Origin of the sequence: Mesorhizobium sp. B2-7-3, from assembly GCF_006440715.1 — a bacterium.
In the GTDB taxonomy this organism is placed as follows: domain Bacteria; phylum Pseudomonadota; class Alphaproteobacteria; order Rhizobiales; family Rhizobiaceae; genus Mesorhizobium; species Mesorhizobium australicum.
On the sequence record NZ_VFTY01000019.1, the window covers coordinates 18,394 to 40,007 of the forward strand.

A 21,614-nucleotide genomic window follows, 5' to 3' on the forward strand; every position below is an offset into this window, starting at 1 on the left:
CAGCTACCTGTTGCCAAAATGAGGCAACAGAATGACTTCGGACGGCGTGTTACACTGCAAGCGGCGTCGAATCCAGCCCGCCGACCGGTAATTCTTGACGACGCCATTGGCCGCCACGCAGGTGCCCCATGCTAGGGTGCGGACCGAATCATCAAGCCGACCTGTTAAGGAGACGGTCATGGGCCGCGTTCTTGTTTGGCTGGTCACCGCATTATCGTTTTTCAGCCTGTCGTCGCCTCCGGCGCTGTCGGAGCCGAAACACGCGATTGCGATGCAGGGCGAACCGGCCCTGCCGCCGGACTACACCCATTTCAGCTACGTCAATCCCGACGCGCCGAAGGGTGGCAGCATTACCTATTGCGTCGTCGGCAGCTTCGACAATCTCAACCCTTTCATCCTGAAAAGCCTGCGCACGACCGCGCGCGGCATGATGGACACGATTTACGGCAATCTGGTCTTCGAGCCGCTGATGCAGCGCAGTGCCGACGAGGCCTTTACCCTTTATGGGCTTCTGGCCGACACCGCCGACATGGATCCCGAGCGCAAGACCGTCGAATTCCATCTCAACCCGAATGCCAAATGGTCGGATGGTCAGCCAGTGACGCCGGAAGACGTGCTGTTCACCTACGATGCCTATACGCAGAAAGGCCGTCCGCCCTACAGCGACCGCATGGCCAGGATCGCCAAGCTCGAAAAGACGGGCGACCACAGCGTGCGCTTTACCTTCAATGACAAGGCCGATCGTGAGTTTCCCCTGATCATCGCGCTGACGCCGATCATCCCCAAACACGCTTTCGACATCGGCACTTTCGACAGCACGACGCTGAAGCCGTTGATCGGCAGCGGTCCCTACAGGATCGCACAGGTGATGCCCGGCCAGCGCATCGTCTTCAAGCGCAACCCCGACTATTGGGGCAAGGACGTTCCCGCCAAGCGCGGTTTCGACAATTACGACCAGATCACCATCGAGTATTTTCTCAACGCCAACGCCAAGCTCGAAGCCTTCAAGAAGGGTCTTTGCGCCATCGACGACGACAGCGATCCGGTGAAACGCGAGCGCGATCTCGACTTTCCGGCGTTTCACAGGGGAGACGTGGTCTCGGAAACCTTCGATACCGGCATTCCACCCGTCGTGACAGGTTTTCTGTTCAACACGAGGCTGCCGAAGTTTTCCAACCCCGTGGTTCGGCGCGCGCTCGGCATGCTTTATGATTTCGAATGGGCCAACAAGAACCTGTTCGGCGGCAAGTACACCCGCACGATGAGCTACTGGCAGAACTCGGAGCTTTCCGCGCTCGGCCATCCTGCTGATGACAGGGAAAAGGCGCTGCTGGCGCCCTATCCCGGCCGCGTGCCGGCCGACGTCATGGACGGCACCTGGAAACCGCCGGTGACGGACGGTTCGGGCCAGGACCGCAAGGTGCTGAAGACCGCTTTCGATCTTCTGAAAAGCATCGGCTACCATGTGCAGGACGGCACGATGATCGATCCCGACGGTAGACCTTTCGACTTCGAGATTCTGACCGCCTCGCAGGATGAAGAACGTCTGGCCGGCATCTATCAGCGCACGCTTGAGAAGATCGGCATCAATGTCAGCATCCGCAGCCTGGACGGCGACCAGATCCAGTCGCGCAAGCAGCGTTTCGATTTCGAGGTCCTGATCGGCTCCAGCGGCTTCAACAATTCGTTGTCCCCTGGCATCGAGCAGATCGGGCGCTGGTCGTCCGCCGCGGCCAGGACCGAGGGATCGTTCAACCTCGCCGGCGTCGCCGATCCGGCGATCGATGCGGCCATCGACGCAATGCTGCGAGCCCGTTCAAAGGAGGACTACGTCGCGGCGGTTCGCGTTCTCGATCGGCTGCTGATCTCCGGCAATTACATGGTGCCGATGCAGTACAATACGCAGCAGTGGCTTGCTTACTGGAATTATCTGGAACATCCGCGCAAGACGCCCATATTCGGTTATCAGCTGCCAACATGGTGGCGCAAACCGAACTGAAGTCCGGAGATCGAGATGAGCGAAGCGAACGCCATAACCGTCGACGTGGTGTCGGACGTCGTCTGCCCGTGGTGCTTCATCGGTCAGAAGCGGTTGGACAAGGCGATCGCCGCGGCCGGCGATGTCGAAGTGCATATACGCTGGCGCCCGTTCCAGCTCGATCCAACCATTCCGCCGCAAGGCAAGGACCGCCACGACTACATGCTGGCCAAGTTCGGCAGCGACGAGCGCATCCGCGAAATTCATGCCCGCATCGAACCGCTTGGCGAAGCTGAAGGCATTTCCTTTGCCTTCGACGCTATCAAGGTGGCGCCGAACACACTCGACGCGCATCGGCTGATCCGCTGGGCCGGTGCCGCCGGCGAGGACGTCCAGAACCGACTGGTGCGCCACCTATTCCAGCTGAATTTCGAGGAAGGCGCCAATATCGGCGACCACACCGTCTTGGTCGAAGCTGCCCGCGAGGCCGGCATGGACGCCGCTGTTGTCGAAACGCTCTTGCCGAGTGACGCTGATGTCGAGGCGGTTCGCACGGAAATCGCCACCGCGTCGCGCATGGGCATCACAGGCGTGCCGTGCTTCCTGCTCGAGGACAAATATGCCGTGATGGGTGCGCAGGATGCCGACACGTTGGCCGATGCGATCCGTCAGGTCGCGGCGGCCAAGGCGCGTGGCGAGTTGGAGAAAACCGGCTGAGGCCAGGGGACGCCACTTCGGCCCAATTTGCCTTTGCTGATGAAACAGCCGCTTGCCATTGGGCCGGTGCGGATCACCCTTTTGGTTGACGAATGGGCAAGAGACGATCCTGCACTCCCGCTGTTCCAATGTGATATTGGCGACTTCGCCACGGCAAGGAATCAGACGTTGAGGACAGCGTGTTCTCAGGCATTCTGGCCAGGTCTCGGCGAGAGAACCCCGGCCCTCATGTTTTTTTGAGGTCACGAAACCGTGTGCCAGGTTTCCCCAGGGGAAGATCGACCGAAGCCCCGTTCGCCGCGTCCAAGTTCCTGAAACCAATCAAAATTTTCTGATGATTGCCCACCATTTTGCTGGCGGTTCGATCTTCAATCTGTTGCCTCAATGCAACGGCCGCGAGAGCAATCCCATAGGCCTGGTTTAAAAATTAATGGAAAATGATCAATTGGTGTTACCATCCGTAACAAAACAAAAAAGGTTTGGGCGGGATCGTGATTCGGATCGGCAGGCGATCGCAAGAGTCAGTACCGGATGGACTACGCAGCGACGCCGCAGGGCGGTCGCATTTGACGCCGGTATCCTCGATGCGCAATTTCTGGGGGCTCGTGCGAGCCTACTGGATCTCGGACCGCTGGAAGGAAGCCTGGGCGCTGACGCTGGTGATAGCCCTGCTCACCGCGCTGTCCAGCAAGGCTAGCGTGTGGTTCGCCATGGCGTCGGGCGAATTGGTGAATTCGATCGCCTTCCTGCACGATGCCGCCAACACCAGGCCCTTGGAAACAATCCTGACCAACGCCGGCATACTGGTGCTGCTCGTCATGCTCAAGGACGTCGGCTTCACCGGCGTGCGCAATCTCGTCTCGGCAACCTTGCATCGCAAATGGCGCGGCTGGCTGAACGACCAATTCAACCAGGCCTTGCTCGACGGCAACCATACCCATTTTCACGCTCAACATGGCTCCCCGGACGGCGGCATCGTTGCGCCTGACAATGTCGACCAGCGCATCCAGGAATCGATCAAGGACATGACCGGCGGTGCGATCGGCCTCGCCATGGGCGTGCTGGGGTTGGCGACTTCGCTCTACTTCATAGGCCAGAACCTGTTGCAGTCGTCAGTGGAGGTCAAAGGCCTGGAGTTCCTTGGCAGCTATGGCAGCGCTGTTCTCGCCCTTCTCGCTGTTGCCACGTACGTCCCCCTCAACACCTGGATCGCCGTCAAGCTCGGCAGCCTGCTGGAACGTCTCAATATTCGCATGCAGAAGGCCGAGGGAAGTTATCGTAGCGAACTGACGACGTTCCTGCGCCGCAGCTTCCATGTCGCCGCCTCGCATGGCGAGGGCGTGCAGAAGAGGATGCACGACCGGCTCTATGTCGACATCGATCGCACCTGGGGGCGGCTGAATGTCGTCAACTCCAGCTATATGTCGTTCGAGCTGATCTACAACTTCGTCGGCGCCCGTATCGTCGCCTATGCTCCAGGCCTTGTGCCGTTCATCCACAGCCGCTTGGACTATAAAGGCTACATCACCGGCTCCGAAATGGTCGCCCAGCTCATCAGCCAGTGTTCCTGGTTCATTCATGTCATGCCCGCCATCGCGACGCTGCGCGCCAACAGCCAGCGCGTGACGGAGCTCGCCAACGCGATCGAGAAAGTCCAGCACCCGCAGGAATTCTACAGCCAGAGCGGCCGTTCCGACTTCCACTACGCCAGCCAGAATCCGGTCTTCGGTCTGACCATCCAGAAGCTGGAGCTGGCGCATCAGGGTGAGGATGCGACACCATTCCTCAGTTCCGCCAACCTGCGCTTCCGGCGCGGCGAATGGACCTTCCTGAAAGGCGAATCCGGGTGCGGCAAGACCTCGCTGATCAAGGCGATCAACGGCCTGTGGCCTTATGGCCGCGGCACCATCGTCTTCCCCGAGGGCGTCAAGAGCTTCTATGCCGCCCAGGAGGTCAAGCTGCCGCAGGTGTCGCTGAAACAGCTGGTCTGCCTACCAGGCTCCGAAGGCGACCACGGCGATACCCAGGTCGCGTCGGCACTGCACAAGGCTGGCCTTGGCGATTTCATCGAACACATGGCCAATGAAAGCCGCGAGGGCAAGAGCTGGGATCAGGTCCTGTCGGGCGGCCAGAAGCAGAAGCTGGTGGTGGCTCGTATCATCCTGCAGCAACCGGGCCTGCTGTTCCTCGACGAGGCGACCGGGGCTCTCGACCCTGATGGCAAGATCGCCTTCCACCAAGCCATCAAGGACAACTGCCCTGATGTGACGGTGATCAGTGTCATGCACGAAGCCGTGGCACCGAGATCTGCTGCCGGGACCGAGTTCTACCACTCGATGGTCCTGATTGCCGACGGCGTCGCCACGAAGAAGCCGCTTGCCCCAAGCCTGCCGCTGGAACTCACCACGATCCTGGCCCAGCCAAGGCCGGTCGAGGACAAATGGACGCGTTTCTCGCGCCGGCTGAAGCAGAAATAACGCTGATGTCCCCGTGGCTTGCCACGGTGAACGGTCCACGGTGATCACAGTCTCGCGATCCGGGCCGTTCGGCACTGTTTTCCTTCCTCACCGCGATTGACTCGGCAAGGCGCGCTCCTATGTTGCGCCGGCTTGCAGCAGTCAAAAGCGAACCCGCAAGCAGAAAGGTCACCGCGCCATGCCTGGCGACAGTCACAGTCGAACGCAACGGCCGTCCGCCTAGACGTGACCTGAATGGTTCATGTCCTGCCGGACGGCAAGGAGTGAGCCATGAACGATTTTTTCCCCGTAGCGGACGATGAGGCCGTCGCTATCGCCCGCATCCTTGCCAATGATCACGTCGCCGACCTTGTCGAGGCGCTCAATCATGAATCGCGCGAAACCGCGACGGAGCTGCTTTGCGCCGTACCCTTCGAACGGCTGGTCGAGATTTTCGACCAGCCTGAGCTCGAAGGCGCGCCCGAACTGGCGGAGGCCTTGCCCCGTCCCAAGGCGAGCAAGCTGCTCACCGCCATGTCCGTCGACCGCGCGGCCGACATCCTGCGCGAGCTCGACGAGCCGGCACGCTCCGAGCTGCTCGGTGCGCTGGCGCCGCCGCTGCGCGCCACCCTGCTTTCCATTCTGGGCTATCCCGAAGGCAGCGCCGCCTCGATCATGACCACGGAGTTCGTCAGCGTGCCCTCCGACTGGACCGTCGGACGCACGCTCGACTACATCCGCAAGGTCGAACGGACGCGCGAGACCGTCTATGCAATCTACATCGTCGATCCGCGGACAAATCTCCTGGTGCGGTCGACGGGCTTGCGTCGGCTCATCACCGGTGAACCGGACGACCCGGTCCTGTCGGTAGCGCCGGACCGCCTGCCGGTGACAGTCACTCCGCTGACGGATCGTGAACACCTGGCGCAGACGATCTCCAAATACGATCTGCTCGCCGTCCCGGTCGTCGACAACGGCAAGATCCTCGGCATCGTCACCATCGACGACATCATCGACACGATGATCGAGGAGACGACCGAAGACGTGCATCGCTTTGGCGGCATGGAGGCTTTGGACGAGCCGTACATGAAGATGAGCTTTCTCGCCATGATCAAGAAGCGCGGTGGTTGGCTCTGTGCGCTGTTCATCAGCGAGATGCTGACGGCCAATGCAATGCAAAGCTATGAGGGCGAGCTGGAGAAGGCGATCGTGCTGACGCTGTTCATCCCGCTGATCATGAGCTCCGGCGGCAATTCCGGCTCGCAGGCGACCTCGCTGGTCATCCGCGCGCTGGCGCTGCGCGAAATCGGCCTTCGTGACTGGTGGCGGGTGGCGCTGCGCGAACTGCCTACCGGTCTCGTGCTCGGCGCCATGCTGGGCGCGGTCGGCGTCTGCCGCATCGCGCTCTGGCAATATATGGGCTTCTATGACTATGGCCCGCACTGGCCGTTGATTGCCGCGACCGTTGGTGCCGCACTGGTCGGCATCGTCACCTTCGGTTCGCTGTCGGGGTCGATGCTGCCTTTCGCCCTGAAACGGATCGGTTTCGACCCCGCCAGTGCATCCGCGCCGTTCGTCGCCACGCTGGTCGATGTCACCGGACTGGTGATCTATTTCTCGGTGGCGCTCGTCATCCTGCGCGGCACTTTGCTGTAGCGGTTCGACTGCCGCCGCCGGCCATGGCTGGCGGCGGCAGCGCCGCGTCAGGCGACGTCAGACGCGCTCGCCGTCCTTCACCCGATAGGTCGGCTTGTACATGGTGACGAGCTCTTCGGAGGCGGTCGGGTGCACGGCCATTGTGCGGTCGAAGTCGTCCTTGGTCAGTCCGGCCTTCAGGGGGATGCCGAGCAGCTGTGCCATTTCGCCGGCATCCGGCCCCAATATGTGGGCGCCGAGAACCCTGCGCGAAGCGCCATCGACGACCAGCTTTATCAGCATCTTTTCGTCACGGCCCGACAGCGTGTGCCGCATCGGCCGGAAGCTGGCGCGGTAGATTTCGACATCGGCGAAGCGCTTTACGGCTTCGTCTTCCGACAGGCCGACCGTGCCGATTTCCGGTTGCGAGAAGACAGCCGTTGCGATCGTGTCGTGGTCGGGCGCCGTCGGATTGTCCTTGAAGGCCGTCTCGACGAAGCACATGGCTTCGTGAATCGCCACCGGGGTCAGCTGCACGCGGTTGGTGACATCGCCGATCGCCCAGATATTGTCGATGCTGGTGCGGGAATACGGGTCGACCTTGATCGCACCGGTCGCGGCGGTCATCTCGAGGCCTATGCCTTCCAGGCCCATATTCTCGGTGTTGGGGATGCGGCCGATGGCCAGCATCACCTGATCGACCGTCAGCACCTGCCCCCCGATGAGCTGCGCGTCGAGCCGTCCGTCCGGCCGCTTGCTGACCGATTCGGAGACGGAATGGCAAAGGATCTTTATCCCCTTCTTCTCCATCGTCTCATGCAGCGTGCGCCGCAGGTCCATGTCGAAGCGGCCGAGGATTTCCTTGCCGCGATAGACCAGTGTGGTGTCTACGCCGAGGCCATGGAAGATGTTGGCGAACTCGACCGCGATATAGCCGCCGCCCTCGATCATGATCGCCTTTGGCAGTTCCTTGAGGTCGAAAGCCTCGTTGGAAAAGATGCAGTGTTCGTGGCCGGGCAGCGCCGGATGCGCTGCCGGACGGCCGCCGGTGGCGATCAGGATCTGATCGGCGGTGACGGTGCGGTCCTCGCTCAGGAGGTGGATCACGTGCGGGTCGACGATCATCGCCCGCGTGTGAAACGTCTCGCCACCCGAACCCTCGACATTCTTCTTGTAGATCGCTTCCAGGCGGCTGATCTCGCGGTCCTTGTTGGCGACCAGCGTCTGCCAGTCGAAACTGGCTTCCGGCACTGTCCAGCCATAGCCGGCGGCGTCGGCGAAATGCTCGGGAAATTGCGAGGCATAGACATAGAGCTTCTTCGGCACGCAGCCCCTGATGACGCAGGTGCCACCGAAACGGTATTCTTCGGCAATGCCAACGCGCTTGCCGAGCGCTGCCGCGACCCGCGCCGCCCTCACCCCTCCGGAGCCGCCGCCGATGACGAAGAGGTCGTAGTCATAACCGGCCATGAAGCGGCTCCTTGAACGCCAAAATTCGACTGACAGGTAGGCCGCAAACCGTCAAAAGCAAAGCCCGGACAAGCCGGGCTTCACAGATGGCCGCAAGGCCGTCGGAAAGATCACGATCAGTTCTGCGTGCCGTCCGCCGGCGCAGAACCGTCGGCGGGGGCCGCGCCATCCGCCGGAGCAGCTCCGTCCGCAGGAGCAGCACCATCCGCGGGGGCGGTTGCATCGGCGGGTGCGGCCGGCGCCTTGGCTTTTGCCGCCGCTGCCAGAGTCTCGCCGACTTGCTGGGCGAGATCGCGCGCGACGCCGTTCTGCCAGATGTCGGCGGCCTTGACGAGGTCACGCGTCACGGTCGGGCCGCTGTCGAGCAGCTTCTTGCCGGACTCGGAGCTGTAGAAAGCCGCGATGTCGGAGAGTTCCTTTTCGGAAAACACCTTCGCATAGGCAAGAGCCGCTTCCTTCTCGAGATCCGCACGGCGTGAGGCCATCGCCAGCGCCTTCTCGTTGATCGTCTTGCCGATCAGTTCCTGCATGTCCGGGTTCTTCTGGATAAGCTGCGATTCGAGCGCCGCGGCGGCCTGCGGCAGGATGTTGTCGAACGGGTCGGTCGCGTGGATCGCGGCGACCGCGGCGCGTGCGGCCTTCAGATGCGATTCCGTGACGTCCTGCGCGAAGACAGGCGAGGAGAACGCGAAGACGGCCGAAGCCGCCACAAGGACGGAAAGACGGCGAACCCGGTTATGCAACATCATGATCGGTAGAACTCCCTGGTTTTCGGGCGGCATGGACAGTTTGGATACCGTCGCCGCCGGCGATGATGGCCGCTGACGCCAGCCCGATGAAAAGACCATGCTCGACCACGCCAGGAATGGCGTGGAGAGCATTCGAAAGCGCTCTTGTATCCGGAATGCGGCCAAAAGATGCATCGAGGATAAAATGGCCGCCGTCTGTAACAAAAGGCTGGCGTCCCGTCATCCTCAATGTCACCGGACCCGAAAGGCCGAGATTTCCAGCCGCCATGACCACGGCGATCTCGGTCGCGCGCAGGCCGAACTGGTTGACTTCGATTGGAAGCGGAAACCGGCCGAGTGTCTCGACCATCTTCGATCGGTCTGCGATGACGATCATGCGCTGCGAGGCCGCGGCCACGATCTTCTCGCGCAGCAGCGCCCCGCCGCCGCCCTTGATCAATGTCAGCTCCGGGTCGACCTCGTCGGCACCGTCGACGGTGAGATCGAGCTCAGGCGTTTCCTCCAGCGTCGACAGCGGCACGCCGAGTTCGCGGCACAGCGCAGCAGTGCGTTCAGAGGTCGGCACGCCTGTTATGGTCATGCCGGTGGCGACCTTGTCGGCAAGCAGCCGCACGAACTCCTCGGCAGTGGTGCCGGTGCCGATGCCGAGCCGCATGCCGTCGCTGACATGGGCAAGGGCCGCCCGCGCGGCCTCGACCTTCAATTGCCTCGCATCCATGCTGCTTTGCTGCCCCGAAACCGAATGCATGTCGCCCAAAATGACCTCGGCTTTGGGAAAACGACATGCATGAAAGAAAGACCTGAAGCGCGCCGCATGAGTCTGTTTCGACGCGACGCGCTTTAGCGTTTTCGGCTCCTAGCATTTTTGCAGGCCGGGTCAAAGCCCTTGGCAGCCGCCCCGCCGGTCTGCTTGCCTTAACGCGTCGCAGCCGTTATCGCCTGCCATGCACAAACCTGCGCAGGATGGATCATGACTCGCCCGATCATCGTGTTCGACCTCGATGGAACGCTGATTGACACGGCGCCGGACCTGCTCGACAGCCTCAACCACAGCCTGGCGGCCAGCGAACTATCGGCCGTCGACGAAGCCGGCTTCAAACGCTTCGTCGGCCATGGCGGCCGGGTGATGATCGAACGGGCGCATGCCGCGCAGCAACGATCCCTCAAGGTCGAGGAGCACGACCGGCTGCTGAAACTGTTCCTCGATCACTACACCGACAACATTCCGGGCAAATCCCGCCCCTACCCCGGCGTGACCGAGGCGATTGCCCGTTTTGAGAAGGCCGGCTATCTGCTGGCAATCTGCACGAACAAATACCAGGCCAATTCGCTGGCGCTGATCGAAGCACTCGGCTTGACCAGGCATTTCGCGGCAATTGCCGGGCAGGACACGTTCGCGTTCCGCAAGCCCGATCCGCGCCACCTGATCGAGACCATCAAACTCGCCGGCGGTGATCCGCACCGCGCCTTGATGGTCGGCGATTCGCAAACCGATATCGACACCGCCAAGGCGGCCGGCATTCCTGTCGTCGCCGTCGATTTCGGCTACACCGACCGTCATGTGCGCGAGTTCGAGCCCTCGGCGGTGATCTCGCATTTCGATGCGTTGACGCTCGATCTGGCGCAAAGGTTGATCGGCGCCGCCGCACACTGAGCGCCACGATGAAAATCTCTGCGGAACGGGCCTTGGCGAGACCGCAAATCCGATCTGTGTGACAACACCAGACGCTGCCTTGACTTAATGGGTCGGCCTCCCTTATATCGCGGCTCGCTTGGCCTTCGGGCAACGAGCGGGCGATTAGCTCAGCGGGAGAGCACACCCTTCACACGGGTGGGGTCGCAGGTTCAATCCCTGCATCGCCCACCATCTGTTTGCTGAACATCACATCGGCAGCTACAGCCCGCCTTCCCCTTTGGCGCTCTGCCTTTCCGCACAGGCGCTGAACGCCGGAACACCCACATGCGGAACAAACCTGCATGACAGCGAGTTTCCTTGCGTCGAAACTTGAGGGAAAACCATGTCCAGATTTCTGCTTGCGGCCTCCGTCGTCGTTCTTTTCGCCGCCGGACCCGCCTTTGCCGCGGATGAAACTGCACTGCCGCCACCCAATGCCAAGAAGCTGTCGGAGATCATCGCCAAGGTCGAGCAGCGTGACGGGTTTCGCTACGTGAAGGAGGTCGACTGGGACAAGGACGGCTACACCGTCACCTACTATACCTCGGACAAGGCAAAGGTCGAAATCGTCTTCGATCCTGTGACGGCCGAACCAAAATAAGGTTCGCGGACATCACGTCGCGAATGCGCTGCGTCTGGGTGTTCTCAACGACAAAACGAGCGTCAAAATTGTCCATCCTGGCGTATGTTAGGCTGGGCGCGGGGCCGCGCCTTCGGCAATCCTGTTGGCTTGGGGGCCATCATGCGATGTTTCGTTAGACCCTATCTTCTGTCTGTATTCGCCATCGTCCCAGCCGGCGGCTTCCTTGCCGTTTCTCCGGCATTGGCGGACGGGCCGTCCTTCGACTGCGGCAAGGCAAACCTGCCGGCGGAAAAGGCGATCTGCGCCGACCCGCAGTTGTCGGCGATCGATCTGCTGGTTTCGAAGGCTTACAAGGAATTCGAGCCGGCGTTCGGCGGCGACAAGCGCAAGATTGCCCGCGGGCTGATCGCCGATCGCAATGCTTGCAAGAGCGATACCGCCTGTATCGCCAGCGCGCTCGACAACGCCTTGCAGACCTATGGAAATGCGCCGTCCTGGGTGCAAGACTACACCATCGCGCTGATCGGCAAGAAGGCGCTGGACGCCGCGGCACGGAACCCCGGCAATAAGGACCAGCCCCTGCCCTTGGCGATCGGCCAATGCGCGTCGACGCATATCGAGACGCTGACCACGCGGCTTGGCGACGATCCGCTGGAAACGGCTACTCCCGAAGCGGGCAGCGCGGCCACATTCACCAATGGCGGCGGCGCCGTATCCTACGATCGCGAGGCCGGCCTTGCCGCCGCCAAGGTCGGCGAACCCGTCGTCATGTGCTTGATCTCCATTCCCAGGGACTGCCCCAAGGACGACGACCGTGGCCGGGTTTATTATTCCGTCGACCTCGTCGCGAAAGGCTCCTGGGCTCTCCCGGATTCGCAGCATATGTGCGGCGGCGCCTGAGCTGCGGGATTTTCACCAGCGAGCCCAGGAGTGCTCCGTCTCCCCTTGCGTCAATTCGCCATTGATGGCTGATTGTGGAAGGATCAGGCTTCACCGGGGGGTGGACATGTCGACTGCGAAGCACTTGATGAAGCGCGTCCTCATGATGCTGGCCGGCTATCTCGTCGCCATACTGGTTGGTCTGATCGCCGTCGTGGCGATCTATGCCGCGCTGAGTTCCCTCCCCAACGCGCCAGCCTATTTCGACCTCATGGGGGTCTCGCCGATCGCGGCCTTTGTGGTACCGCCGCTCGGCATGTTCATCTATTTCCTGACCATCGTGGTGACCGCGCCTCAGACGCTGATTTTTGCGCTGATCGCCGAATTCTTCTCTCTTCGCAACGCTATGCTGCACATGGTCTTCGGCGCCGCGGCTGCGGCCGGAGGTTTCTTCCTGATCTGGCCGGGCGCGGCGGAGGACGTGGATCTGGAGCGCTGGGTCGACATCGGCATCATAGCCGCCGCCGGTCTGGTTGCCGGGCTGGTCTATTGGCTGATCGCCGGGCGCGACGCCGGTTTCAGGCGCTCGCTGTCGGAGCGATAACGACTAGCTCGAGGGTGAGCGCACCGCCTCGGTTGCGTCCAGGGCCTGCTTCAGCCGGGAATCGCGATCGTAGACGTCGCTGAAATACTCGACCTTGCCGGACATGTCGGGCCAGGCGGTGAAATAAGCGACATAAACTGGGATCTTGCGTGTCACATCCTCGGTCGAGTGTCCGTGCTTCAATTTCTCCGCGATATAATCGACCGAGGTGCCGAGCACTGCCGCCGCCATGCCGCGCGGATCCTGCAGGCGCACGCAGCCATGGCTGAGCGCGCGCATATCCTGCTTGAAGAACGATTTCTGCGGCGTGTCGTGCATGTAGATCGCGTGCTTGTTGGGGAACAGGATCTTCAGTTCGCCCAGAGCATTGGCCTCGCTCGGCTGCTGGCGCACATTATAGGGAATGTTGGCGCCATAAGCGCCCCAGTTCACCGCCGACGAAGGGATGCGCTTGCCGCGTGAATCCGTCACCTCGTAGCCGGCCCGGTCAAGATAGCCGGGATCGCCGCGCAACCTCGGCAGCATTTCGTTGACGATGATCGACTGCGGCACGCCCCAGTAGGGGTGGAAATCGACCTGCTTGATCTGGTCGTAGAAGAAGGCGGTCTGGTTGGTGACGCGGCCGACGACGGCACGCGTCTTCAATTTTTCCTGGCCGTCGTCGATATAGCTTGCGGTGAAGGCAGGCTGGTTAATGAAAACACGCGGGCTGCCGAGATCGGAAGGCAGCCAGCGCAGTTCTTCCAGCGCCACCTCCACCTTCAGCAGCCTGTCGGCCTTCGACGTCCCGGCCAGCGTGGCGACCGTGCGTGGACCGATGACGCCATCGCCCTTCATGCCTTCCTTCTGCTGCACCGCCTTGATCAGCGGCACCAGCTCGGGAACGTAGACTTCGCTGGTTGCCAGCCGCGACAGGACCTCGCCATAGGTGCCGCCCATTTCGTCATCGAGATTACGAGCGATCAGCGACAGCAGCTTCGGCAATTCGGGGCTGGTTTCGCCTGGCTTCAGCAGCAGCTTGGGATCGACGACGATTTCGTTCTCGGCGCTCGCCTGCAGCGCTTCCAGTTCGACGCGCAGCGCCTGATATTCCGCATTCTGCGGATGGCGCGATTCCAGATAAGTGCGAACCTCCTGGGTATGCGCCAGAGTCTTCAGCACGCCCATCATGTCGAGCGGCTTGGCCGGGAAATCGTAGTAGCCGGTCATGCGGTTGGGCTCGACACGGCCATTCTGGGCGTCATGGGCATAGCGCAGGACACGTGCCGACAGCGCCATCTCGAATCGCACGAGCTCCTTCAGCTTGGCTGCGTCGTCCGCCGAGGACGAACTGGCGGCTGGCACATCGACCGTGTAGTCGGCAGGCGTGAGGCCGTAGCTTGCAGCCTCGCCGAGCACCCGCACGGCATCCTGGGCGCGGTTGTTCGGGGTGGTTCCGGTCACCCAGATGAAATCCGGGTTGGCCGAGTAATAGGCGATCAGCGCCTTGGCTATGTCGGGCTCGGCATAGAGTTCATAGTCGGCGAGCCCGGCAATGGCTTCATGGAAGGCAGCACCCGTGGCCGAAGGCACGAAAGCGGCATCTTGCGGTGTAGCCGGCTGCGGCGCCGTCGCCAGCGTCGAGAAGTCGACACGCACCAGCTTGTCGGCCTTGTAAGTATAGTAGGACGGACTGCTGATCTTCACGCCACTGCCGGCCGGAGCGTTCGGCTTGGGTTTGTGCTTCGGCGGAGGAGGCGGAAACTCGCCTTTCGGCTCATGCCTTATGCCACCGCCGAACAGCATGTCGAAAAATCCCTGGGCCCCTGCCTGAGGCATGCCGAAAGCCAGCGTCGCCGTAACCGCCACCAGCGGCATCACGGTTGCTTTTTTACCGACGAATTTCATGGATCACCCGCTCCGGTCGCAACCGGTTCCCGTTCCGCACGCTAGACCGTCCCGCTCACCGCATGGCGGATGTAAGGCGCGACTATACCGATTCATACCGATTTCGTTAAGCTTTCATAAATTTCGGCAGGGCTGTTGCAGAACGGTTTCACAACATCGTGACGGCCGGCGCGACCGAACTGTCGCGCCGGCCCGCGGAATCCCTGTGGCTTACGCGTTTGCGCCTCCATCGATGGTCAGCGCGGCTCCGGTGACGAACCTGCCCTCCGGTCCGGCGAGCCAGGCAACCATGCCGGCGATATCGTCCGCCTGGCCGAATCGCGGGGTGGCCATCTTCTGGCGCTGATGCTCGGCATGCGGGCCGTCGGCCGGGTTCATGTCGGTGTCGGTCGAACCGGGATGGACGACATTGGCGGTGATGCCGCGTGACCCGAGGTCGCGGGCCAATGCCTTGGTCAGGCCGACCAGCGCCGCCTTGCTGGCCGAGTAGGCGCCCAGGCTGGTGTCGGTGACCCGCTCGGCCAGATTGCTGCCGATCGAGATGATCCTGCCGCCCTCGCCCATGTGCCTTGCCGCCGCTTTCGAGGCGATGAACGGCGCTCTCAGATTGATCGACATGGTTTCGTCGAAATCGGCAAGCGACAGCGCATCGATCGGCGCGGCGCGCCAGATGCCGGCACTGTTGACCAGGATGTCGAGCCGGCCGAAGGCAGTCACAGCATCGGCCACCGCCTGGTCTATGGCCTCGGCGTCACGGTTGTCGGCTTTAATGGCGATGGCGCGACCGCCCTTGGTCTCTATCTCGGCGACGACGGACCGAGCCTGCTCCTCGCCATGCACATAGGTCAGCGCCACATCGGCCCCCTCCGCCGCCAACCTTCGTGCAATGGCCGCGCCGATACCGCGGCTGCCTCCGGTGACGAGTGCTGCCTTGCCGTTCAAATTTCCTGATGACATCGGTTTCTCCATTTATGTAGCGATTGATACATAAATACCTGCCAGCCTTGCCTGGCCGCGTCAACTCATTTATGTATCGATCAACACAGAAAAGAGCATCATGTCGGAAAGAGGTCGTCCCCGAACCTTCGATCGAACCGCGGCCTTGCGGCGCGCGATGGACGTGTTTTGGGCCAAGGGCTATGAAGGCGCATCGATCAGCGATCTCGCCGTGGCAATGGGCATAAATTCGCCGAGCCTCTATGCCGCCTATGGCAGCAAGGAGGCCCTGTTCCTCGAGGCGACCGATCTCTATTCCCGCGTTGAGGGCGCCGATATCTGGCTCGCGCTGGAAGAGGCGCCAACGGCGCGGCTTGCGATCGAGCGGTTCTTGCGCCGGACCGCGAAGGCCTATTCGCAAAGCGATCGTCCGCAGGGCTGCCTGATTACGCTGGGTGCGCTGCACGAAGACTCGAGCCGGGGCGCGATCTGCGCGGATTTGCGGCGCCGGCGCGCCGAGAATCTCGCCGCGCTGAAGAAGCGTCTGGAGCGCGGCGTGGCCGAAGGTGAATTGCCTGCCGACTTCGATTGCCGTGCAGCCGCGACCTTTTTCGCAACGGTCCAGCATGGCATGTCGATTCAGGCGCGTGACGGCGCTTCCCGCGCCGCCCTGATGGCGACGGTAGCCGGGGCAATGGCCGCTTGGAAGGCCATGGCCGGCACCATCGAGGCGTGACAAACACCATCCGTTGTGCTCGAAATCCGACTTGCCAGCAAACTTGCGGCCGGAGGGAACCACGTGAAAAAAGGGTATCGCGAACTGCTGGATGAAGCCAATGCCGAGATCGAAGTGGTTTCGCCCGAGGAAGCGGCAGGGCTGCTTGAGGACGAAGACACCATCTTCGTCGATCTGCGCGATCCTCGTGAAATCGAACGCGACGGCAGAATTCCCGGCGCCAAGCACGTCACGCGTGGCATGCTGGAGTTCTGGATCGATCCCGAAAGCCCCTACCACAAGCCTTTCTTCGCTTCCGGAAAAAGCTTCGTCTTCTTCTGCGCCGGCGGCTGGCGTTCAGCGTTGGCTACCAAGACGGCGCAGGACATGGGTCTTTCCCCGGTCAAACACATCCTCGGCGGCTACACGGCCTGGAAGGCTGCCGGACTGCCTGTAGAGCCCGGAGACAAGAAGAAATAGCCTGAGTGCCGCTCAGTGGAGCAGCGACGGGTTCTGCTGCATGGTCACGAAGCCGACGGCGCGTTCAACCACGCCCTTGTCGGCCAGAATGCGGCGATGGCCGAGCCCGTCGGCCCAGTGCAGCCGTACATGGTCGCCGGCGCCGGCATAGCGTCGTGCATGTTCAGCCGGCACCTCCCGGTCGTCGGGCGCGTGGATGACCAACGTCGGCACGGGCGCCTGGGCGAGCTGCCGGTCACCGGTGAATTCGTGCAACGGCCGGCCGGAGAGATATTCGACGCGGTCAGCCATGGCGACCTGCGAGCGGGGACCGACATTGAGCATGCGGCTGAAGTCGGCGAAGATTGCCGGCAGCGAGCTTGGTGCCGCGATCAGCACAAGACGTGCGGCCGACAGCGGCGGGATGTCCTTGACGGAGCCGGCGATGGCATTGGCGGCAACGGCGCCTCCGAAGGAATGGCCGACGGCAGCCACGAACGGCCCAAACCATTCGCCGGCCACTCTTGCGGCTTCGACGGCATTGACCATGTTCAGGTGCCTGCCCTGCGAATGGCCATGACCGGGAAGATCGAGCGAGACGACCTTGTAGCCGGCGGCGCGAAAACCTTCGATCAGCACGCGCATATATTCGGTACGCGAGCGCCAGCCATGGATGACGAGGACGGTGCCGGCGGACTCGCGGCCCGGCTCGGGGCGGAATTCATGAACCATGACGCAGCCGGTCGCGGTCTTCAGCCGGTGATGCCGCGCCTCGGCCATGAACTCCGCGGCGCGGTCGATGGCGCGGCGCTCGCCGTCGGTCAGTGTCCTGGTGCTTGGCGTACGGCAGAACAATTCGAAAGCCGCACGCCCGGTGATGCGCGGCGCGACATGTTCGGCCGCACCAAACACACCTCGGATGACCTTCAGCCCGAATGATGCCATAGTCAGAATCCATCCATACGTTCAAGCATGAACATAATAGTTCAAAGATGAACAATAAACAAGAGCTACCCTGGGACAACCCGCGTTTTCGCAACTGGGTCGCGGTGGCGCGCGCCTGCCATGTGCTGGAGCGCACGCTGGCGGTGAAACTTGCGCCGCTCGACCTGAAGCCGGCGCAGCTCGACGTGCTGATGAACCTCTACCGCCATCCGGGCATGTCGCAGCACGACCTCGCCCGCAAGCTGCTCGTCGGCCGCTCCAACATCACCATGCTGTTGCCGCAGTTGGAGACGCGTGGCCTGCTGCGGCGCGAAGGCGATGAGAAGGACAAGCGCATCTTGCGGCTTACGCTGACCGAAACCGGCGAGGCGCTGCTGATGCGGGCGCTGAAAGTGCATATGGCGCTGATCGAGAAGGCAATGAGCCAGTCGACGCCGGAACAATGCGACATGATCGGCGAGCAGATGCGCAAGATCTATGACGTGCTGAACGAGGCGTGATCGCCCTTTCAGGCGATCACCACATCGATTTCTTCGCCCGCTCCGGCCACTCCCTGTCGTAGGTTTCGCCGTCGATATTCTTGCGGCTGGTGATCTCTAAAATCTTTCCGGGTGTCGGCAGCGACTTCGGGTCGACATGCTTGGCAGGGTTCCACAGTTCCGACCGCACGATGGCGCGAGCGCACTGGAAATAGACCGAATCGACATCGATCACGGTGACCGAACGCGCAGGCTTGCCGTCGACCATGAACGACGCGCACAGCGCTGGGTCCGTGGTGATATGGGCTCGGCCGTTGATGCGCAGCGTCGTGCCGGAGCCCGGCACCAGGAACAAAAGGCCGACGCGCGGATCCCTGATGATGTTCTTCAGCGAATCGGCACGGTTGTTGCCGCGCCGGTCCGGCATCATCAGCGTTTTCACATCGACGATGCGCACGAAGCCCGCGAGATCGCCGCGCGGCGAACAATCCAGCCCCTCCGGGCCATTGGTGGCTAGCGCGACAAAGGGCGAGGCTTCGATAAAGGCGGCGTATTCGGGAATGACATGGTCGAGTTCCTTGACCACCGAGGCCTCGCCCGGCAATCCGTAAAGGGCTTCGAGTTGTTCGACTGTGGTGATGACCGACATTTTTTTCCGTCTCCCGTTCCGCCGCCCTACTCCCGATCGGTGACGTTTTGACGCAATGGCGGCTAACGATCGCGGCTCAGGCCCTTCTCGGCGAGTTCCGCGAGATAGGCATTCCAGCGCGCATCCTTCTCATGGCCGAGCGTGTGCAGGTAATTCCAGGTGAAGATGCCGGTGTCATGGAAGTCGTCGAAGGTGATTCGCACCGCATAGTTGCCGACCGGCTCGATCTTCAGGATGGCCACATCGCGTTTGCCGGGAACCGTCACCCGCTGTTCGGGCGAATGGCCCTGCACTTCCGCCGACGGTGAGGCGACGCGCAGCAGCTCGGCCGGCAACTCGAACGGCTGGTGGCCGGGAAAGGTCACGGTGAGCAGCTTGCGGTCCTTGGAGACCCTCAGTTCTTTCGGAGCCGTCATGATCGATCCTGCCTGAATTTGCCCTTCCCTACGCTGCTTCGCGCCAAGCGAAAAGGTATGGGATCGTGCCGACACGCAATGTCGGTCGCGGAATGTTACCAAAGATCGAGGTCGGCTATCTTGAATGGCGGGCTGGATCGTATCACATAGCTGTATATAACGGCGCCGTTAACGGCCACGGAAACGCTCGAACATGAACATGATCGACCCCTTCGGTCGCACGATCAGCTATCTCAGAGTGTCGGTCACCGACCGCTGCGATTTCCGCTGCACCTATTGCATGGTCGAGGATATGGCCTTCCTGCCCAAGAAAGACCTGCTGTCGCTGGAAGAACTCGACCGGCTCTGCACCGTGTTCATTGAAAAGGGTGTCAAACGGTTGCGCCTCACCGGCGGTGAGCCGCTGGTGCGCAAGAACATCATGCATCTGGTGCGCCAGCTTTCCCGGCACCTTGACAGCGGCGCACTGGAAGAACTGACGCTGACCACCAACGGTTCGCAGCTTTCGCGCTTCGCCGCGGAACTCGCCGATTGCGGCGTCAAGCGCATCAATGTTTCGCTCGATACGCTCGATGCCGACAAGTTCCACGCCATCACCCGCTGGGGTCATCTCGGCAAGGTCATGGCGGGCATTGATGCCGCCCAGGCGGCTGGATTGAAAGTCAAGCTCAACGCGGTGGCGCTGAAGGATTTCAACGACGCCGAACTGCCCGAAATGATGCGCTGGGCGCATGGCCGCGGCATGGACCTGACCGTCATCGAAACCATGCCGATGGGCGAAATCGACGCCGATCGCACCGACCAGTACTTGCCGCTGTCGCTGCTGCGCGCATCGATCGAGCGCCAATTCACGCTGACCGACATCCCGTTCAAGACCGGTGGCCCGGCCCGCTATGTCCAAGTCGCCGAGACCGGCGGAAAACTCGGCTTCATCACGCCGATGACGCATAATTTCTGCGAAAGCTGCAACCGGGTCAGGCTGACTTGCACGGGCACGCTCTATATGTGCCTTGGCCAGGAAGACGCGGCCGACCTGCGCGCCCCGTTGCGCGCGTCCGAAGGCAATGAACTGGTTGCCGACGCTATAGACGAAGCCATCGGCCGCAAGCCGAAGGGCCATGACTTCATCATCGACCGCCGCACCAGCCGTCCGTCGGTGTCTCGGCATATGAGTGTCACGGGCGGCTGACCTCGTCGCCTGTCCGTGCGAGAATGCCGTGCAATCATCGGCTTCGGGGCAAGGCATGCGACGGCTCTACTCAATCGTCATATCTCTTGCCGCGGTCTCGGCGAATACCGCGTTTGCCGCGCAATCCACCTACGTGAACGAGCGCTTCGGCACCGTTTGCACCTTCCCCGACGATATCTTCACCGATCGCCAGCCCGAGCCTGAGAATGGCGACGGTCAGGTATGGCTGAGCGCGGACGGCGCCAGCCTGACATGCTCCGGCATCCTCAACATCGACCATGAGACGCCGAGAGACTTTGTCGTCGGCGAAAAGACGAGCAATGAGCATGGCTACAAGGTCACCTACGGCAAGGCCGGCAAGGATTGGGCGGTGCTGTCGGGCGTGAAGGACGGAAAGATCTTTTACGAGCGGCGGCTGTTTGGCGGGGATGGCGTCATCCGCACGATCTGGATCGACTATCCGCCGGCGCTGAAATCGAAATATGACCCGCTGGTCGGCGCCATCGCTGGCAGCATCAAGGGGCCATGAACCGTTCGAGCCAAGAGTATTTTAGCCACACCGCAAACAAATCTCTGTCGGCAAATGTCGGTCTGATTTACTGGTCATGGTTTCCCGCCTACCCTCCGTTCCGTAGCGATTCATCGCATTTTCGGGGGATTACATCATGCGCAAACTTCTTCTCGCTTTCGCCTTGCTCGGCTTGGCTGCCCTGCCGGCGGCTGCCCAGTCGATCGGCGGCACTTACACCGTTGCCGGCACCAATTTCGATGGTTCGTCCTATGGCGGCGAAGCCACCATCACGCTGACCAGCGGCACCACCTGCACGATCCACTGGGAGACCGGCGGTTCTTCTTCCGATGGCATCTGCATGCGCAACGACAACGCATTCTCCGCTGGCTACGAAATGGGCAAGGATATCGGCCTCGTCGTCTACAAGGTCGAGGATGACGGGTCGCTGCATGGTCTGTGGACCATCGCCGGCAAGGAGGGGAACGGCACCGAGGTGCTGTCACCCAAGAAGTAGACAATCCCTCGTCCGCACCGTGTCGGGAGGCGTTGCCGCCTTCCGACAGAATTCATACCTCGTCCGGGATGGTTTCACGCCGGCGAAGATGGATATCGGGTCCTGGCCCAGCCCTTTGCCGTTGCTGTCTCGTGGCGGGCTGTTACAGCCTTGCTTGCCAAAGCAACC

General features: G+C 61.9%; 22 protein-coding genes and 1 tRNA gene. 15 read left to right on the plus strand and 8 right to left on the minus strand.

Features of this window, described 5'->3' with window-relative positions; genetic code table 11:
* Positions 1-178: 178 nt before the first annotated feature.
* The 4 genes from FJW04_RS28710 to mgtE all read left to right on the plus strand — a co-directional run bounded on the left by FJW04_RS28710 (position 179) and on the right by mgtE (position 6,807).
* Positions 179-1,999 carry an extracellular solute-binding protein gene (locus FJW04_RS28710; protein WP_140718172.1) on the plus strand — a complete coding sequence of 607 codons (1,821 nt, stop codon included), beginning with the start codon at positions 179-181 and terminating at the stop codon, positions 1,997-1,999.
* A gap of 15 nt (positions 2,000-2,014) precedes the next feature.
* Positions 2,015-2,695, plus strand: a complete 681-nt coding sequence (locus tag FJW04_RS28715) for a DsbA family protein (protein WP_015317879.1) — start codon at positions 2,015-2,017, stop codon at positions 2,693-2,695.
* Between the two features lie 584 nt (positions 2,696-3,279).
* On the plus strand, positions 3,280-5,172 hold the full coding sequence (locus FJW04_RS28720) for an ABC transporter ATP-binding protein/permease (protein WP_181166502.1): 1,893 nt from the start codon (positions 3,280-3,282) through the stop codon (positions 5,170-5,172).
* Between the two features lie 270 nt (positions 5,173-5,442).
* The gene (gene mgtE / locus FJW04_RS28725) at positions 5,443-6,807 is read left to right on the plus strand and encodes a magnesium transporter (protein WP_140718176.1); all 1,365 of its coding nucleotides are present in this window, start codon (positions 5,443-5,445) and stop codon (positions 6,805-6,807) included.
* Positions 6,808-6,864: 57 nt separating this feature from the next.
* Here the strand turns inward: mgtE and gor are convergent, their stop codons facing one another.
* The 3 genes from gor to rpiA all read right to left on the minus strand — a co-directional run bounded on the left by gor (position 6,865) and on the right by rpiA (position 9,723).
* A complete protein-coding gene (gene gor, locus FJW04_RS28730; RefSeq protein WP_140718178.1) occupies positions 6,865-8,256 on the minus strand; it encodes a glutathione-disulfide reductase in 1,392 nt (463 codons plus the stop codon).
* A 116-nt stretch (positions 8,257-8,372) separates the two neighbouring features.
* Positions 8,373-9,005, minus strand: a complete 633-nt coding sequence (locus FJW04_RS28735; RefSeq protein ID WP_140619662.1) for a DUF2059 domain-containing protein — start codon at positions 9,003-9,005, stop codon at positions 8,373-8,375.
* Positions 8,992-9,723 (minus strand): ribose-5-phosphate isomerase RpiA, encoded by a 732-nt coding sequence (gene rpiA, locus FJW04_RS28740; protein ID WP_015317874.1) that lies wholly within the window; start codon positions 9,721-9,723, stop codon positions 8,992-8,994. The genes FJW04_RS28735 and rpiA overlap by 14 nt, the downstream gene beginning before the upstream one ends.
* Positions 9,724-9,975: 252 nt before the next feature.
* Between rpiA and FJW04_RS28745 the strand changes: the two genes are divergently transcribed.
* From FJW04_RS28745 to FJW04_RS28765, 5 genes are all read left to right on the plus strand, one after another.
* Entirely contained in the window at positions 9,976-10,659 is a 684-nt protein-coding gene (locus tag FJW04_RS28745; RefSeq protein WP_015317873.1) for a phosphoglycolate phosphatase, read from the plus strand.
* Between the two features lie 138 nt (positions 10,660-10,797).
* Positions 10,798-10,872: transfer RNA gene (locus tag FJW04_RS28750), tRNA-Val, on the plus strand.
* A gap of 151 nt (positions 10,873-11,023) precedes the next feature.
* Positions 11,024-11,281, plus strand: a complete 258-nt coding sequence (locus FJW04_RS28755; RefSeq protein ID WP_015317872.1) for a PepSY domain-containing protein — start codon at positions 11,024-11,026, stop codon at positions 11,279-11,281.
* Positions 11,282-11,422: 141 nt separating this feature from the next.
* Complete coding sequence (locus FJW04_RS28760; protein ID WP_246674054.1) at positions 11,423-12,163, plus strand: lysozyme inhibitor LprI family protein; 741 nt, start codon at positions 11,423-11,425, stop codon at positions 12,161-12,163.
* Between the two features lie 106 nt (positions 12,164-12,269).
* Positions 12,270-12,746, plus strand: a complete 477-nt coding sequence (locus FJW04_RS28765; RefSeq protein WP_140718182.1) for a hypothetical protein — start codon at positions 12,270-12,272, stop codon at positions 12,744-12,746.
* Positions 12,747-12,749: 3 nt separating this feature from the next.
* Here FJW04_RS28765 and FJW04_RS28770 read toward each other — a convergent pair whose 3' ends face one another.
* Together FJW04_RS28770 and FJW04_RS28775 are read right to left on the minus strand one after the other, a co-directional pair.
* Positions 12,750-14,633 carry a murein L,D-transpeptidase gene (locus FJW04_RS28770; protein WP_140718184.1) on the minus strand — a complete coding sequence of 628 codons (1,884 nt, stop codon included), beginning with the start codon at positions 14,631-14,633 and terminating at the stop codon, positions 12,750-12,752.
* Between the two features lie 210 nt (positions 14,634-14,843).
* Positions 14,844-15,590 carry a 3-oxoacyl-ACP reductase family protein gene (locus FJW04_RS28775; protein ID WP_015317868.1) on the minus strand — a complete coding sequence of 249 codons (747 nt, stop codon included), beginning with the start codon at positions 15,588-15,590 and terminating at the stop codon, positions 14,844-14,846.
* Positions 15,591-15,690: 100 nt separating this feature from the next.
* Between FJW04_RS28775 and FJW04_RS28780 the strand changes: the two genes are divergently transcribed.
* Both FJW04_RS28780 and FJW04_RS28785 read left to right on the plus strand, forming a co-directional pair.
* Positions 15,691-16,305, plus strand: a complete 615-nt coding sequence (locus FJW04_RS28780) for a TetR/AcrR family transcriptional regulator (RefSeq protein ID WP_140718199.1) — start codon at positions 15,691-15,693, stop codon at positions 16,303-16,305.
* A 63-nt stretch (positions 16,306-16,368) separates the two neighbouring features.
* Positions 16,369-16,764, plus strand: coding sequence for a rhodanese-like domain-containing protein (locus FJW04_RS28785; protein ID WP_015317866.1), 396 nt, complete (start codon positions 16,369-16,371; stop codon positions 16,762-16,764).
* 12 nt (positions 16,765-16,776) lie between these two features.
* Here FJW04_RS28785 and FJW04_RS28790 read toward each other — a convergent pair whose 3' ends face one another.
* Complete coding sequence (locus FJW04_RS28790; RefSeq protein WP_015317865.1) at positions 16,777-17,688, minus strand: alpha/beta fold hydrolase; 912 nt, start codon at positions 17,686-17,688, stop codon at positions 16,777-16,779.
* A gap of 47 nt (positions 17,689-17,735) precedes the next feature.
* On the opposite strand from FJW04_RS28790, the gene FJW04_RS28795 reads away from it, so the two are divergent.
* Positions 17,736-18,188 carry a MarR family transcriptional regulator gene (locus FJW04_RS28795; protein ID WP_023773737.1) on the plus strand — a complete coding sequence of 151 codons (453 nt, stop codon included), beginning with the start codon at positions 17,736-17,738 and terminating at the stop codon, positions 18,186-18,188.
* 16 nt (positions 18,189-18,204) lie between these two features.
* Here the strand turns inward: FJW04_RS28795 and FJW04_RS28800 are convergent, their stop codons facing one another.
* Together FJW04_RS28800 and FJW04_RS28805 are read right to left on the minus strand one after the other, a co-directional pair.
* Positions 18,205-18,816 (minus strand): pyridoxamine 5'-phosphate oxidase family protein, encoded by a 612-nt coding sequence (locus tag FJW04_RS28800; RefSeq protein ID WP_140664523.1) that lies wholly within the window; start codon positions 18,814-18,816, stop codon positions 18,205-18,207.
* 62 nt (positions 18,817-18,878) lie between these two features.
* Positions 18,879-19,232, minus strand: coding sequence for a DUF971 domain-containing protein (locus tag FJW04_RS28805; protein WP_140619676.1), 354 nt, complete (start codon positions 19,230-19,232; stop codon positions 18,879-18,881).
* Positions 19,233-19,425: 193 nt separating this feature from the next.
* On the opposite strand from FJW04_RS28805, the gene moaA reads away from it, so the two are divergent.
* From moaA to FJW04_RS28820, 3 genes are all read left to right on the plus strand, one after another.
* Positions 19,426-20,421, plus strand: a complete 996-nt coding sequence (moaA, locus tag FJW04_RS28810; RefSeq protein WP_140718201.1) for a GTP 3',8-cyclase MoaA — start codon at positions 19,426-19,428, stop codon at positions 20,419-20,421.
* A gap of 55 nt (positions 20,422-20,476) precedes the next feature.
* Positions 20,477-20,950, plus strand: coding sequence for a hypothetical protein (locus FJW04_RS28815; protein ID WP_140718203.1), 474 nt, complete (start codon positions 20,477-20,479; stop codon positions 20,948-20,950).
* 136 nt (positions 20,951-21,086) lie between these two features.
* Entirely contained in the window at positions 21,087-21,446 is a 360-nt protein-coding gene (locus FJW04_RS28820; RefSeq protein ID WP_015317859.1) for a hypothetical protein, read from the plus strand.
* Positions 21,447-21,614 lie beyond the last annotated feature (168 nt).

Bases quoted from the DNA above. Each gene is read 5' to 3' on its own strand.
- FJW04_RS28710 (WP_140718172.1), top strand. From the start codon at position 179: ATGGGCCGCGTTCTTGTTTGGCTGGTCACCGCATTATCGTTTTTCAGC.
- FJW04_RS28715 (WP_015317879.1), top strand. From the start codon at position 2,015: ATGAGCGAAGCGAACGCCATAACCGTCGACGTGGTGTCGGACGTCGTC.
- FJW04_RS28720 (WP_181166502.1), top strand. From the start codon at position 3,280: ATGCGCAATTTCTGGGGGCTCGTGCGAGCCTACTGGATCTCGGACCGC.
- mgtE (WP_140718176.1), top strand. From the start codon at position 5,443: ATGAACGATTTTTTCCCCGTAGCGGACGATGAGGCCGTCGCTATCGCC.
- gor (WP_140718178.1), bottom strand. From the start codon at position 8,256: ATGGCCGGTTATGACTACGACCTCTTCGTCATCGGCGGCGGCTCCGGA.
- FJW04_RS28735 (WP_140619662.1), bottom strand. From the start codon at position 9,005: ATGATGTTGCATAACCGGGTTCGCCGTCTTTCCGTCCTTGTGGCGGCT.
- rpiA (WP_015317874.1), bottom strand. From the start codon at position 9,723: ATGGATGCGAGGCAATTGAAGGTCGAGGCCGCGCGGGCGGCCCTTGCC.
- FJW04_RS28745 (WP_015317873.1), top strand. From the start codon at position 9,976: ATGACTCGCCCGATCATCGTGTTCGACCTCGATGGAACGCTGATTGAC.
- FJW04_RS28755 (WP_015317872.1), top strand. From the start codon at position 11,024: ATGTCCAGATTTCTGCTTGCGGCCTCCGTCGTCGTTCTTTTCGCCGCC.
- FJW04_RS28760 (WP_246674054.1), top strand. From the start codon at position 11,423: ATGCGATGTTTCGTTAGACCCTATCTTCTGTCTGTATTCGCCATCGTC.
- FJW04_RS28765 (WP_140718182.1), top strand. From the start codon at position 12,270: ATGTCGACTGCGAAGCACTTGATGAAGCGCGTCCTCATGATGCTGGCC.
- FJW04_RS28770 (WP_140718184.1), bottom strand. From the start codon at position 14,633: ATGAAATTCGTCGGTAAAAAAGCAACCGTGATGCCGCTGGTGGCGGTT.
- FJW04_RS28775 (WP_015317868.1), bottom strand. From the start codon at position 15,590: ATGTCATCAGGAAATTTGAACGGCAAGGCAGCACTCGTCACCGGAGGC.
- FJW04_RS28780 (WP_140718199.1), top strand. From the start codon at position 15,691: ATGTCGGAAAGAGGTCGTCCCCGAACCTTCGATCGAACCGCGGCCTTG.
- FJW04_RS28790 (WP_015317865.1), bottom strand. From the start codon at position 17,688: ATGGCATCATTCGGGCTGAAGGTCATCCGAGGTGTGTTTGGTGCGGCC.
- FJW04_RS28795 (WP_023773737.1), top strand. From the start codon at position 17,736: ATGAACAATAAACAAGAGCTACCCTGGGACAACCCGCGTTTTCGCAAC.
- FJW04_RS28800 (WP_140664523.1), bottom strand. From the start codon at position 18,816: ATGTCGGTCATCACCACAGTCGAACAACTCGAAGCCCTTTACGGATTG.
- FJW04_RS28805 (WP_140619676.1), bottom strand. From the start codon at position 19,232: ATGACGGCTCCGAAAGAACTGAGGGTCTCCAAGGACCGCAAGCTGCTC.
- moaA (WP_140718201.1), top strand. From the start codon at position 19,426: ATGAACATGATCGACCCCTTCGGTCGCACGATCAGCTATCTCAGAGTG.
- FJW04_RS28815 (WP_140718203.1), top strand. From the start codon at position 20,477: ATGCGACGGCTCTACTCAATCGTCATATCTCTTGCCGCGGTCTCGGCG.
- FJW04_RS28820 (WP_015317859.1), top strand. From the start codon at position 21,087: ATGCGCAAACTTCTTCTCGCTTTCGCCTTGCTCGGCTTGGCTGCCCTG.